Source organism: Fodinicurvata sp. EGI_FJ10296 (assembly GCF_040712075.1).
Lineage (GTDB): Bacteria > Pseudomonadota > Alphaproteobacteria > DSM-16000 > Inquilinaceae > JBFCVL01.
In genome coordinates this window covers 54702-68534 of the sequence record NZ_JBFCVL010000008.1, presented here as the reverse complement: position 1 = coordinate 68534, position 13833 = coordinate 54702, and the positions used below count along the sequence as shown (strand labels likewise).

Below are 13833 nucleotides of genomic sequence, written 5' to 3'. Positions count from 1 at the left end.
TTCCGGTCACCAGTCAGCTACTTGATCGGCTTCGCTCTGAGCCGCCGGGTTCTGTCGCGCCGGACCTCGGCATCAGTGATGCCCGCCCAAACGAAATCTTCCAGGGTCGAGTCGGGTGCCAGCACGTCGCGAAGCAGCATCTGGGCGCCGCGCTGGTCGCTTTCGCGCCAGCGCCGGCCGCGCGCGCTAACGGCGGACAACGCGACCGGGGCACCTTCATGCATGAACGGCGTGTGCAGCGGGCGATAGTAATAGACGGTTTCCGGTGTCGGCAGGGCGTCGATGGCGAGATCGACGGCTTCCACACTGGAGAACGCATAGTCGTGCGGCCCTTCGGTCTCGTGCATGCGATCCAGTTGCGACGGCGTCAGCCAGTTGACAGCGATGGTGGCCATGGTTCCCGGCGACGGGTACAGGCAGGCCGGAAGGGAACCGTAGCTCGCGATATGGCTGCCGTAGACGACGTCCCAACCGGTTATCAGCGCCCGTGTCACCGGGATTGTCGTGCCGGTGGGCCAACCCTGGTATTTCCGCGCCAGTTGGGCCGGCGCCCGATTAGACCCGAATGCCAGCACGGGAATGCGGCCGTCGCGCTCGATGTCTGCCTGAAAATGAGCGGCCAGCGGCTGGGCGTTACCATCGACGAACAGATAGCTGTGTTCCGGTGCCGGATAGGGATAGCCGAACGCCCGGTCAAGCCGGTTCTGCCGTTCTTCCGGCCGGTGTTCAGGCCCGTCCCTGTTCAGGAGTTCGGGAGCATGGCGGGACCAATGGTCAGTTGACGTCATGGGGTCGGCGTTGCCTTTCAGGGTTGCCGGCTGCGCGGCTCAGGATTGCCGGCAGCCGCGGGGTCAGCGGCGCAATGGGCTGTGCAGGGTGGCTATATCCCATGCCGGGCGCACGAACCAGTGCCGGCGCCGCTATCGCATCCGCAGAAACCCGGCCTGATTAAAAATCCTTGGTTGTAATAGAATGTGTTTTCAGCTAATCATTTTTCTAACTATCTATGCTAAGAAGCTTTCCCGATCAACCTCCGGTGCGCCCTCCATCGATGTCAGAAACGGTGTCGACCCAATGCCCCAGATCCAAACAGCAGCGTCGGGCAGCAGCGGTGGCAAGCGCGTGAGCGCCGGCGGCACATCCGGAGCCGGGGTCGGGGCCGGCACCAACGGCGTTCGCCGGCCTTCGCTGTTCCTTCTGGTCTCGATGACGGCATTGGGGCCGCTGGCCCTGAATATCTTCATGCCGTCGATGCCCGGGCTGGGCGAATATTTCGGCGCTCCCTATGGCGCCGTACAACTGACGCTGTCGGTTTATCTGGTCGGGATGGCGGTATCCCAGCTCATCTACGGTCCGCTCTCGGATCGCTTCGGGCGCCGGCCGCTGGTGCTCGCCGGATTGGCGGTCTATCTCGCCGGAACGCTTGCGGCCTTTCTGGCGCCGACGATCGAAATCCTGATCGCAGCGCGTTTCCTGCAGGCCATCGGTGGCTCGGCCGGCATCGTTCTGGGGCGCGCCATTGTAAGAGATCTGTATGAGCGGGACAAAGCCGCCAGCATGATTGCCTATGTCACCATGGCGATGGTCGTCGCGCCCATGGTCGCTCCGCTGATGGGGGGATTCATCGACACGGCATTCGGCTGGCGGGCCAGCTTCGCATTGCTGCTCGTTGCTGCCTGCGCTGTCCTTGCTCTCACCTGGCGGCGCCTGCCTGAGACCAACCACGAGCGTATCATGTTGCCGGGAATCGGCCGGATGGCCGCTACCTATGCCAAACTGCTGCGCAACCCCGTATTCCTCGGCTATACCGCGCAGACGGCGGCGATGACGGCCGGCTTCTTCGCGTTCCTCGGGGGCGCGCCCTATGTCGTGGTCGAACTGATGGACCGGTCGCCCGGCACCTATGGCCTCTATTTCATCATGACGGCGATCGGCTATATGGCTGGAAATTTCACCGCCGGTCGCATTTCGCAGCGTCTGGGCGTCGATCGCATGATGGCGTGGGGTGTGGCGGTGACGCTTTCCGGCGCGGTGTTGATGCTGCTGCCGGCGCTGGCCGGAATGAACCATCCGCTGGCCCTTTTTCTGCCGATGGTGATGATGACATTTGGCAACGGTCTGGTGCTGCCCAACGGCATGGCGGGCGCGATCAGCGTCAGCCCTGGCCTGACCGGGTCCGCGAGCGGGCTTTCGGGCTTCATCCAGATGGGCATCGGCGCAGCGGTCAGCGTCATCGTCGGTATCCTCGTTACGACCAGCGCGCTGCCGATGCTTATTGTCATCGTTGCGGTTTCCCTTGGCGCCGTCGGCGCCCACATCCACACCCGTAAGGCTCAGGGAAGGCAGGCCGACACGGCCGAACCTCCGGCGGACGGGGTCTCGTCAGGCGCCCGCTGGTGAAACGGCACAGTCAGGCCGGGTTCTGCCAGACCGGTACGGTAACCCGTCACGTCAACCCGCTATCGAGGGCTTGGCGCGGTCGCCGGAGTCTGATAGTCGGGGATATCGTATCGGGAACGCGCGGTGGAACGCCGCAATACAATTATTTGTAGGTGGGAGAAGGCAATGGCGCCAGCGACGTCGGATAATCTGGGATTTCTGGGCGACCTGATCGACAGGGCGTTAAAAGCCGGCGCCGATTCCGCCGATGCCATCGTTGCCGACAGCGTGGCGCTTTCGGTGTCGCAGCGCCTCGGCAAACCGGAAAAGCTTGAGCGGGCCGAATCCTCCGACGTCGAACTCCGGGTGCTCATAGGCCGGCAAGCCGCCATCGTCTCCACATCCGACCGCCGCGAGGCGACCATAGCCGAGTTGGTCGACCGGGCAATTTCCATGGCGCGCTCGGTCCCGGAAGACCCCTATAGCGGTTTGGCGGATCCGGAGCAGATCGCCTCGTCCTTCCCTGATCTCGACCTGAACGACGCCGCCGAACCCGAGGCGGAGGGTATGATCGACTATGCGCGCCGGGCCGAGGAAGCCGCACTGGCCGTCAGCGGTGTCACCAATTCCGAGGGTGCCGAAATGTCATGGGGCCGTACCGGCATATCCCTGGCGGCCTCGAACGGGTTCAGCGGCGCCTATACACGGTCTTCGCGGGGATTGAGTTGTGCCGTCATCGCCGGAGAAGGCACTGCGATGGAGGTCGACTACGACTATACGACGGCCGTCTACGCAGAAGACCTGGATCCGGCGGAAGATGTCGGACGGCGGGCGGGCGAGCGCGCTGTCAGCCGTGTCGGCGGGCGGAAGGTAAACACCAACCGTGTGCCCATCATCTTTGATCGGCGGGTTTCCAGCAGCCTGCTCGGCCACCTGCTCGGCGCCATCAACGGCGCCGCGGTCGCCCGGGGCACGAGCTTTCTGATCGACCGGCTCGGCCAGCCGGTTTTTGCGCCCGGCATTACCATCATCGACGATCCCTTCATTCCCCGCGGCCATCGGTCGAGGCCGTTTGACGGCGAGGGGCTGGCGCCGCGCAAGATGTCGATCGTCGACGACGGCGTCCTGACATCGTGGCTGCTCAGCCTGCGGTCCGCCCGCCAGCTTTCGCTCGCCCCCACCGGCCATGCCGGGCGCGGCGCGGGCTCCCCACCGAGCCCGTCACCGGCGAATTTTCATATGGCCGCAGGAAAGACGACCCGCAGCGATCTGATCGGCGGCGTCGAGCAGGGGCTGCTGGTCACCCAGATGCTGGGTTCGAGCATTTCCATGACGACGGGCGACTACAGCCGTGGCGCTTCGGGGTTCTGGATCGAGAATGGGCAGATCGCGTATCCGGTCAACGAGGTCACGATCGCTGGCAACCTGAAGGACATGTTCAAGGCGATCACGCCGGCCGACGACCTGGAATTGCGCACCGGTGTCGACGCACCGACCCTTCGCGTCGACGGTATGACCGTGGCCGGACGCTGACCCACGTATTCAGATCCGCGGTTTTTTCGGTGACAGGCGGTTGGACGGCGAGTCCCATCTACGGATCGCCCCCGGCATCGATCGGGCAACTGTGTTTATTGATGCAGCATCCGCCCCCAATCCCATCCCCGGAGGAGCGCAGCGACATCCGGCGGGGATCAGTGCCGGATAACGGTCTTGATGACCAGGGGTCCAACGATCTCCCGCCCGCTCCCATCATGATAGCAAAAGCGCGACACACAGGGGTCCACACGGGCAACGAGATCGTGGGAATTGTGAGCCCCGGAGTAGGGCCAGGACCCATAAAGGGGATTCCCCCGGCGGCGATGTTTTGATTCAATGACTCCGAAGGGAGATCATTGATGGATCAAGGCTATTTCTGGCTGAGCGACGAGCAGTTTTCGCGGCTTGAACCGCTGTTGCCACGGGATACCCGAGGCAAGCCGCGAGTCGATGACCGGCGGGTGATCGGCGGGATTATCCATGTGCTGATCTCCGGCTGTCGATGGAAGGATGCACCCGTGCTCTACGGCCCGCGCAAGACCCTCTACAACCGGTTTCAGCGGTGGGCCGCCGAAGGCGTCTGGGCCAACATGTTCCATGCGCTGGCGACAGCCGATGGCCCACCGGCCGAGTTACTGATCGACAGTTCAGCCGTGAGGGCGCACCGCTGCGCCTCCGGCGGAAAAGGGGGGCGGAGTCAGGCAATCGGCCGGTCGCGCGGCGGGCGGACCACCAGGATCCACGTCCTGACCGACACGGCCTGCCGCCCCATCGCCTTTCTGCTGACCGGTGGGCAAGTGGCTGATTGCAGGGCCGCCGACAGGCTGCTGGACGAGATGACGACCGTCGACCTGGTGCACGGGGACAAGGGTTACGACACCAACGCCGTGCGACGGAAAATCGAAGCCAGAGGCGCGGCGCCCAACATCCCGTCCAGGGTCAATCGCCGTTGGAAAAGCTGCTTCTCGCCCTACCTGTACCGCAGCCGCAACGCTGTGGAGCGCATGTTAGGGCGGTTGAAGGATTTCCGCCGCATTGCCTCTCGATACGATCGCCTCGCCGTCAACTTTCTGGTTGCCGTCCAGATTGCCGCCATTGCCAGCTACTGGTTATGAGTCTCGGCCCTAGGCCGTGGAGACGATTGCCTCAATCTGGGCGGCGAGCGTGTCCAGGTCGCTGAAGTTGCGGAAGCCGTCCGGCCCCATCCTCTTATTCAAAGTTGCGTCATTGACGTAATGCGGCCCACACGAGATTCTTTCAATCTAATTGCTTATTGTCTACTCACCAATGGTGTATGAAATTTGAACACAACTCAGATGACTGCCAAAATTCGCACCTTTATGCTTGATTGCCTACCCGCTATTGCGGTACCAAGGGATTTTAAGTTTCTTGAAGAAATTCCTAAGAGCAGCAACGGTAAGGCTGATGTGAGGATGCTACGTTAGTTCTCGCACAAGACGAATGAGTCAGATAAACTTTAAATATGCAGCGACGGAAAATTATCGAACAACATAGTATATATTTGGAATAATATTTTTAAAGAAGAAAAACTTGCACAGATTTCTAATTTATTTGCCATCATGAGCCATTCTATTCAATAGATCTTAATCGTCCAAGCGATTAACAAAACCTTCGAGTTAAATCGTCAGGTGGATCTGCTTTGGCGCCGGCCGAAGATTGCTTCAATCGCGGAACTAGTTTGAGAAGAAAAAAGAAAAGATCGCCATTCTCAACGATGACCACGGAAACTATCATGATTATTTCACTGTTGCTCACTTATGTTGTGATAATATCGCTTTTAATTGCGACGCCTGGCCCCCTTATGGCGTTAACCATGAGAAATGCTGTCCGATATGGTTATAGCTCAGTGTTTCCAACCTATCTTGGCGCAGTGGTTGCCAATCTAATCTGGGCGCTTGCAGCGTGGTTAGGTGTTTCGGCCTTCTTTGATTCATTCCCGACTTTGAAATCTCCGATCCAGATGGCAGGCGCCATCTACCTGATCTACCTTGGATATCAAATGTTAATATCTGCAATAAGGGTGATAGGGTCAAAAACCACTAGAGATAATGAAGTAATCCTAAATAGTCGCTTTGCAGAGGGATTTATAATCGACATACTGAACCCTAAAATGATCGTATTTTATACGTCGTTCTACACCCAATTCATTGTATTCTATCTATATATATCAACAGTTTCTATTATTATTTTCCATTCAGTGCTTGATAGGAATTTTCATAATGGCGGCATATGGCTACATTGCTATTCGCATAGCAGGGTGTAGGGAGGACTCTCCTGGTGGAAGACTCATTACTGTACTCAGTGGGTTGGCAATGATTGTCTTTGCAATTGCTACGGCAGCGCATACAACTTTCTCCTAGGGCCAGGACCCATAAAGGGGATTCCCCCGGCGGCGATGTTTTGATTCAATGACTCCGAAGGGAGATCATTGATGGATCAAGGCTATTTCTGGCTGAGCGACGAGCAGTTTTCGCGGCTTGAACCGCTGTTGCCACGGGATACCCGAGGCAAGCCGCGAGTCGATGACCGGCGGGTGATCGGCGGGATTATCCATGTGCTGATCTCCGGCTGTCGATGGAAGGATGCACCCGTGCTCTACGGCCCGCGCAAGACCCTCTACAACCGGTTTCAGCGGTGGGCCGCCGAAGGCGTCTGGGCCAACATGTTCCATGCGCTGGCGACAGCCGATGGCCCACCGGCCGAGTTACTGATCGACAGTTCAGCCGTGAGGGCGCACCGCTGCGCCTCCGGCGGAAAAGGGGGGAGCGGAGTCAGGCAATCGGTCGGTCGCGCGGCGGGCGGACCACCAGGATCCACGCCCTGACCGACACGGCCTGCCGCCCCGTCGCCTTTCTGCTGACCGGTGGGCAAGTGGCTGATTGCAGGGCCGCCGACAGGCTGCTGGACGAGATGACGACCGTCGACCTGGTGCACGGGGACAAGGGCTACGACACCAACGCCGTGCGACGGAAAATCGAAGCCAGAGGCGCGGCGCCCAACATCCCGTCCAGGGTCAATCGCCGTTGGAAAAGCTGCTTCTCGCCCTACCTGTGCCGCAGCCGCAACGCTGTGGAGCGCTTGTTCGGGCGGTTGAAGGATTTCCGCCGCATTGCCTCTCGATACGATCGCCTCGCCGTCAACTTTCTGGCTGCCGTCCAGATTGCCGCCATTGCCAGCTACTGGTTATGAGTCTCGGCCCGCAAAGCAGCCGCATAGCGTCCGGGGCTTGGGGCTCTGCGGCGCTGTCCTCTGGTCCCTTCCAAAAGAAGACGAGAGGCTCACACCGCCCTTGTCGCAGGGGCGGCGTGGTCGGCGACGGTATGGGCCAGCATCGCCGTCCGGTCGTGGGTCAGCTCGAACACGGTCCAGACTAGGGCGCCGACCAGTACAAAGGCGACGGCCTGATGTAGCGTGGCGATGGTCAGCGGCACGACAAGCAACAGCGTCGTGATGCCGAGGGCGATCTGAACGGCAACCGTGGCTGCTGACAACCCGAGTGCGGTGCGGCTTGCCGAATTCAGCGGTCTTGTCCTCCCGCGCCACCACAAGGCGATAATCACAATCCCGGTGCCGACCGCCAGCCAGCGATGGACGAATTGCACCATCGCCATGTTCTCGAAGAAATTGACCCAGAGCGGGCTGTAAGCGAGGGCGTCGCCGGCCAGGATCCGGCCCTGCATCAGGGGGAAGGTGTTATAGGAAAGCCCCGCATCCATGCCGGCGACGAACGCGCCATAGACAATGGTAATGCTCAGCAGCGCCAGCGCCGTCCAGGCATGACCCAGCAGACCCGTCTCGTCGACGCCGATTCGCCGTTGACCCCGAAGCACTGATAGCGCCAGCGCCAGCAGCAGGCCGAAGACGGCGAAGGCGAGGCCGAGATGAGCGGCAAGGCGATAGTGGCTCACCGACGGCCGGTCGACCAGGCCGCTCATTACCATGACCCATCCCATGACACCCTGGAGCGCGCCCAGTACCAACAGCCCGCTCAAGGCCCATTTCAGTCGTCCGTTCAAACGTCCGGTCAGCCAGAAGAATGCCAGCGGAACTGCGAAGATGACGCCGATCATCCGGCCCCACAATCGATGAAACCATTCCCAGAAGAAGATGAACTTGAAATCGTCCAGCGACATTCCGGCATTGACGACGCGATATTCCGGCGACTGTCGGTAGAGATCGAATACCCGTTGCCACTCGGCATCGGTCAGGGGCGGAATGGCGCCGATCAGCGGGCGCCATTCGACCATGCTGAGGCCACTGCCGGTCAGCCGCGTGATCGCGCCGATCACGGCCATGATCAGCACCGCAGCGGCGGTAACCAGCAGCCACGCAGTGATCGCGCGGCGCGTGCCGGTCGAGAGAGCTTCACCTTGCGCATCGGCGGCGATGGGCATCAGGGAGCGGCGTTCGATAGTGGCCACGGTCGAATGTCCCTTCGTTCCTGGCGGGCGCGTTGTTGGGGGCAAGCCTGCGGGTTTAAACGCGCCGCCCGGCTGCTTATATGCCGTCCTCCGGCACCGGGGTCAAACCGTCCGCCTGTCGCAGGCCCCAATTCCGGTGTTCGCGTGATGGAATTGGATAATTTACCGTTGAAGACTGGAAATATGTAGTTTATACACACCACGCTTTGTACGTATCCGCTGACTGCAGGTCGGCCATTCCTTGCCGTTTTATCCGCCGACGGTTAGCGTTCGGGTGTCGGTATCCACAAAAGCCCGGGTTCCTGTTTCACCCTGTAACGTGTCGCAATATGGACGATTTCGAATAATGAACAGCCAGATCGACCCACAGTCACTCAGCCAGTCGCCGGTTCCTGCCACCGAACCGGGTGGCGAGCACGAGACGGATGTCATCATTGTCGGCGCCGGGCCGGTGGGCCTGTTTGCGGTGTTTGAACTGGGGTTGCTCGATCTGAAATCGCATCTGGTCGATATCCTGGACAAGCCGGGCGGACAATGCGCCGAGCTTTATCCGGAAAAGCCGATCTACGACATTCCGGCCCTGCCTTATTGCACCGGCCAGGAACTGACCGACCGGCTGCTGGAACAGATCAAGCCGTTCTCGCCAACGTTCCATCTGGGTCAGATGGCAATCTCGCTGATCAAACGCGACGACGGCCGGTGGCAATTGACGACGGACGAGGGCACCACGCTGACGGCGCCGGTCCTGGTGATCGCCGCCGGCGGCGGCAGCTTCCAGCCAAAGCGGCCGCCGATCAAGGGGATCGAGGAATACGAAGACGAGAGCGTCTTCTATGCGGTCAGGAGGGTGGAAAAATTCCGCGACAAGAAGATCGTGATCGCCGGTGGCGGTGACAGCGCCCTCGACTGGACGGTGGCACTGAATGACGTAGCAAAACACGTCACTCTTGTGCATCGGCGGGACGATTTCCGCGCGGCGCCGGATTCGGTCAACAAGATGCGCGATCTCGTCGCGGCCGGAAGAATGGACTTCAAGGTCGCCCAGATTACCGACCTTGAGGGGGCGGACGGCCGGTTGAGCGGCGTCCGGCTCAAGAGCAAGGAAGACGGCGAATATTCGGTTGACTGCGAGGCCCTGCTTCCGTTTTACGGGCTGACCATGAAACTGGGGCCGGTGGCCGATTTCGGGATCAATCTGAATGAGAATCTGATCCCGGTGGATACCGAGAAGTTCGAAACCGATGTACCGGGTATTTTTGCCATCGGCGACATCAACAGCTATCCCGGCAAGCTGAAGCTCATCCTTTCCGGATTCCACGAAGGGGCGCTGATGGCGCAGGCCGCATTCCGCCTCATCCATCCCGACAAGCGCCTGCGATTCGAATATACGACGTCGTCCACCAACCTTCAGAAAAAGCTGGGGGTTGCATAGGCCGGATCACGGCCGGGCGCAGGGTGCGGACATGAGTGCAGAGCAAGACTATTTCATCATGGTCACCGACCATGAAGGTGTTGAACACAAGCTGGCGGCGGTCGAGGGCTGGCGGGTCATGGAAATCATCCGCGACCATGGCCTGGCGATAAAGGCCGAATGCGGCGGCGCCTGCGCCTGCGCAACCTGCCACGTCTATGTCGATGACGAATGGACCGGGCGCCTGTTTGAGCCGCGCGACGAGGAACTGGAGCGGCTCGACGATGCGTTCGAGGTCGAGGACAGTTCCAGGCTCTCCTGCCAGTTGCTGTTCAACCCGGAGTTGAACGGCCTGAAGCTGACCCTGGCGCCGTCGGACCTGTAGCCGCAGCGCCCGGAATCCGCCCACCCCATCAGAACAATGACAACTGGCTCTGGCTGCCCGGCGGTGTGAACAGATCCGTGCGCAGTTCCCAGCGCCGGGTGCCGAGGCCCGACTTGTCGCGGGCCTTGCGAAAGCGCGCCATGATCATTTCCGCCATCGGACCCTCGCCGCGCATCCGACTGCCGAAGCGCGGGTCGTTCAATCGGCCGCCGCGCGCGCCGCGCAGTGTGTTCAGGACCCGATCCGCCCGATCGGGAAAATGCTGACGCAGCCACGCCTCCATAATCGGTGCGACCTCATGGGGCAGCCTGACGAGAAGCGCGTTCGCGCCAACCGCACCGGCCGCGCTGGCCTCGCGGACGATCGCTTCGATTTCATGGTCGTTGATGAAGGGGATGATCGGCGACACCAGCACGAAAACGGGTATCCCCGCAGCAGAAAGCCGCCGGACCGTTTCGATCCGCCGTGCCGGGGTCGCAGCCCGCGGTTCCATGATGCGCGCCAGCGACCGATCCAGCGTCGTGATCGATAGGCAGACAGTCGCCAGATCGTCGCGTGCCAGTTCGCAGAGCAGATCGATATCGCGCTCGACGAGGGCTGATTTGGTGATGACGGAAACCGGATGCCGGCAATCGCTGAGAACCGCCAGACAGCCGCGCGTCAGTTCCAGGCGCCGCTCGATCGGCTGATAGGGATCGGTATTGGCGCCGATTGCGATTGTCGACGGCGTGTAGCCCTTTTTGCCAAGTTCAGCGCGCAGAAGACGGGCGGCGTCGGGCTTCTGGAACAGGCGGGTCTCGAAATCCAGGCCGGGGCTGAGGTCGAGATAGGCGTGGCTGGGCCGGGCAAAGCAGTAGACGCAGCCATGCTCGCAGCCCCGATACGGATTCACCGACCGGTCGAATGGCACATCCGGAGACTGGTTTCGGCTGATGATGGATTTCGCATGATCGATCCCTACATGAGTCTGCAGCGGGGGCGGCGCGTCGTCGTCCCAAGATGTTCGATCCCAGCCGTCGTCGAATGCCGTGGAATCAAGCACGGTATAGCGGTGAGAGACATTTGCCACCGCCCCCCGTGCCTTGACCGTATGCCGGGAATACCCGTTCGGGCCGTCCATCGTCTTTGTCATGATAGCCGATGATGCGCCGCAGAGTCGAACATATCAAGAACGAAAACGGCCTCGCGCCGGAATGCTCAGCGTTCCCTGAGGCGTGGCAGCAACTCGACGAAATTGCAGGGGCGATGACGGATGTCGAGTTGTTCCTTCAGGATGCCGTCCCAGACATCGCGGCAGGCCGATGGCGAACCCGGCGCGCAGAAGATATAGGTGCCGTTCAAGACGCCGGCGCAGGCACGGCTTTGAACGGTCGAGGTGCCGATCTTGCTGTAGCTCAGCCAGCGAAACAGCTCGCCGAAGCCATCGATCATCTTTTCCGCCACGTCACTGAGCGCCTCGGGCGTTACGTCGCGGCCTGTCACGCCGGTGCCGCCGGTGGAGATGACGACATCCACGTCGGGGGACGCGGCCCATTTTCGGAACGCTGCGGCGATGGTCGGCCTGTCGTCGGGCACGATGCTCTGCTCGGCGACGATGTGACCGGAAGCTTCGACCCGCTCGCGCAACGTCGCCCCCGACCGGTCGGATGACATATCACGGCTGTCGGAAATGGTCAGCAATGCGATGCGAACGGGCAGGAACGGGATCGTCTCGTCAATTGGCGCCATGATCTGCCGCAACCTCGGTGACAGTTGTATCCAGTCCGCTATACCTCGGACGATCGAAACGGGCAATGGCGTCGAGCGAGGGCGAAGGCTGTCCCAGCCGGCTCCGATAGATCCAGAAGTTCGACAGAACCTGCTTTACGTAATTGCGCGTTTCCCGCACCGGTATCCTTTCAATGAACAGAAACGGATCGTTCCCGCCCTCGAACGCCGCTTGCCACCGGCGCAGGTTTCCGGGCCCGGCATTATAGCCCGCGATCATGCCGATCAGGTCGTCGCCGATCCTGTCGGTTGCCATGAGCTGGCGGAAATAGGCCTGACCCAGGCCGACATTAAGACCGGGATCTGTCAGTTCCAGATTGCCGGCGGCATGGGTCGACATGTCGAGGTGCCGACGGGCCATGGCATCGGCTGTCGCCGGCATGAGCTGCATCAGCCCCGTGGCACCGGCATGACTGACCGCGTCCGGGTCGAAGCGGCTTTCCTGACGCATGGTGGCCAGGATCAGTGCCCGGTCGATGTAGTATCCGCCGGGTGGATCCCATGCCGGAATCGGATAGAGGGCGCCGTCGAACAGCGCTTCTTCCTCGGGTGTTACCGCCCCGCCCAGATACAGCGACAAAGCCGCCAGTTGGCTTTCCTGAGCGATGGCGACGACACCATCCCTGACCGCGCCCGACGGACTTTGGGCGACAAGCGTGCTCAGTTCACGGGCGGCGAGGTCGGTCAATCCCACCTGAAGCAGCCCGATGGCCCGGTGCCCCCGCGGCGTGGCATTGACCAGCGCCAGATGCGTACCTGAAAGGTCGGGCGAATCGAAAGAAAACGGCGTGTCGAGGCCAAGCATCCGGCGGGCCACGATGCCATAGAATGTGTATGGATAGCTTGCCGCCACAGCCAGCCATTGCTCGCGGCCCTGTGGGTCGTCTTGGGCGTCGTGGGCGCGTGCCGCCCAGAATGCCCCGGCGGTCCGCTGCCATGCATTCGCACAGGCGGCCGAGGCCAATTGCCGGAACCATTCCCCCGCCGACTGGCGGTCGTTCAGTTCCCAGGCCGAAAGACCGGCGATCCACAGACCCCGCGGCGCCTGTTCGCCGGATTGTTCGGCAGCGCGAACAGCTTCGGTCAGCGCGCGCCGGGGATATCCCGCGTGCAGGTACCCGGCCGCGATGTCCGCCCGAGCGCGGTCGCGGACCGTTTGGGACAGCACGGCCGCGTGATCCGGCCGGACCAGCCATTCAAGCGCCGCCGTCGGCCTCGTGCGGCCGACCAGATCGAGGACATGACGACGGGCGTTGCGTTCTATGCCCGATTCCGGCGGTATCTCGCAGGCTTCGACACCGAATGCTTCCACCGTTCCCCAAAGACGTCCGCCGGAATCCGGTGTCGACGGCGCAGGATGGTCGCCGCGCCGCTCTTCGGCCAGCCGATGGAGCCGTGTGGCGCCGGGATGATCGCCATAGCGACCAAGCCAGCCAGCCAGCGCCGGGTAATCCACTTCATCGGCCCCATTATCCGCTTCGGGATGCATATACCGTTGAAAAAGGACATGGCCCATCAGGCGGCGGTCGCTCAGACGGCCGATGATCTGGTCGGCGACGGCCAGGCGGCCGCGTGACTGGAGGTCGAAGATTGCCCGATAGCGGCGGACATCGCCCCTGTCCATCAGGACCGAAACCGCCGTCGGCGCATCGCTTGCGGCGGCCTCGAAGATGTCCGCAATAACGTGATCCGGCTCGGCGTAGTCGTCTATGGACAATGCCGGAGAAGACGAAAGCGTCAGGGCGGCCGCGGCTACAAATGCCGGCCAGATCCCTGGCCAGTCTCCGGGCCAGTTTCCGGGCCAGTTTCCGGGCCAGACCCCAGGCACGAGACGGGCGGACAGGCGGCGGAAGAGGGGCGGCGCCACTGCGGTCCTGCTGCGGGTTGTCGTGCCGAGGGGCCTTTTGTCGACT

Annotated in this window: 11 protein-coding genes and 1 pseudogene; 7 read left to right on the top strand and 5 right to left on the bottom strand. The window is 61.6% G+C overall.

Translation table 11 applies throughout. From position 1 onward, the window contains the following. Positions 1-17: 17 nt before the first annotated feature. Positions 18-788, bottom strand: coding sequence for a hypothetical protein (locus ABZ728_RS17580; RefSeq protein ID WP_366657546.1), 771 nt, complete (start codon positions 786-788; stop codon positions 18-20). Between the two features lie 286 nt (positions 789-1074). On the opposite strand from ABZ728_RS17580, the gene ABZ728_RS17575 reads away from it, so the two are divergent. The 5 genes and pseudogenes from ABZ728_RS17575 (at position 1075) to ABZ728_RS17555 (ending at position 7125) form a co-directional block, all read left to right on the top strand. After that, on the top strand, positions 1075-2400 hold the full coding sequence (locus tag ABZ728_RS17575) for a multidrug effflux MFS transporter (protein ID WP_366657545.1): 1326 nt from the start codon (positions 1075-1077) through the stop codon (positions 2398-2400). Positions 2401-2565: 165 nt separating this feature from the next. Then, positions 2566-3912, top strand: a complete 1347-nt coding sequence (locus ABZ728_RS17570) for a TldD/PmbA family protein (protein WP_366657544.1) — start codon at positions 2566-2568, stop codon at positions 3910-3912. Between the two features lie 362 nt (positions 3913-4274). Next, positions 4275-5030, top strand: coding sequence for an IS5 family transposase (locus ABZ728_RS17565; RefSeq protein ID WP_366657543.1), 756 nt, complete (start codon positions 4275-4277; stop codon positions 5028-5030). 638 nt (positions 5031-5668) lie between these two features. Further along, positions 5669-6199, top strand: a complete 531-nt coding sequence (locus ABZ728_RS17560) for a LysE family translocator (RefSeq protein WP_366657542.1) — start codon at positions 5669-5671, stop codon at positions 6197-6199. Positions 6200-6367: 168 nt separating this feature from the next. After that, positions 6368-7125 (top strand): annotated as a pseudogene (locus ABZ728_RS17555) (IS5 family transposase). Between the two features lie 89 nt (positions 7126-7214). Here the strand turns inward: ABZ728_RS17555 and ABZ728_RS17550 are convergent. Continuing rightward, on the bottom strand, positions 7215-8357 hold the full coding sequence (locus tag ABZ728_RS17550; protein ID WP_366657541.1) for a COX15/CtaA family protein: 1143 nt from the start codon (positions 8355-8357) through the stop codon (positions 7215-7217). Positions 8358-8703: 346 nt separating this feature from the next. Here ABZ728_RS17550 and ABZ728_RS17545 point away from each other — a divergent pair, with 346 nt between their 5' ends. Then, on the top strand, positions 8704-9789 hold the full coding sequence (locus tag ABZ728_RS17545) for an NAD(P)/FAD-dependent oxidoreductase (RefSeq protein ID WP_366657540.1): 1086 nt from the start codon (positions 8704-8706) through the stop codon (positions 9787-9789). Between the two features lie 31 nt (positions 9790-9820). After that, complete coding sequence (locus tag ABZ728_RS17540; RefSeq protein ID WP_366657539.1) at positions 9821-10153, top strand: 2Fe-2S iron-sulfur cluster-binding protein; 333 nt, start codon at positions 9821-9823, stop codon at positions 10151-10153. 28 nt (positions 10154-10181) lie between these two features. Here the strand turns inward: ABZ728_RS17540 and ABZ728_RS17535 are convergent, their stop codons facing one another. The 3 genes from ABZ728_RS17535 to ABZ728_RS17525 form a co-directional block, all read right to left on the bottom strand. Beyond that, the gene (locus tag ABZ728_RS17535; RefSeq protein ID WP_366657538.1) at positions 10182-11285 is read right to left on the bottom strand and encodes a PA0069 family radical SAM protein; all 1104 of its coding nucleotides are present in this window, start codon (positions 11283-11285) and stop codon (positions 10182-10184) included. Between the two features lie 65 nt (positions 11286-11350). Then, positions 11351-11881, bottom strand: coding sequence for a molybdenum cofactor biosynthesis protein B (gene moaB, locus ABZ728_RS17530; RefSeq protein WP_366657537.1), 531 nt, complete (start codon positions 11879-11881; stop codon positions 11351-11353). Beyond that, positions 11868-13787 (bottom strand): lytic transglycosylase domain-containing protein, encoded by a 1920-nt coding sequence (locus ABZ728_RS17525; RefSeq protein ID WP_366657536.1) that lies wholly within the window; start codon positions 13785-13787, stop codon positions 11868-11870. The genes moaB and ABZ728_RS17525 overlap by 14 nt, the downstream gene beginning before the upstream one ends. Positions 13788-13833: the final 46 nt, after the last annotated feature.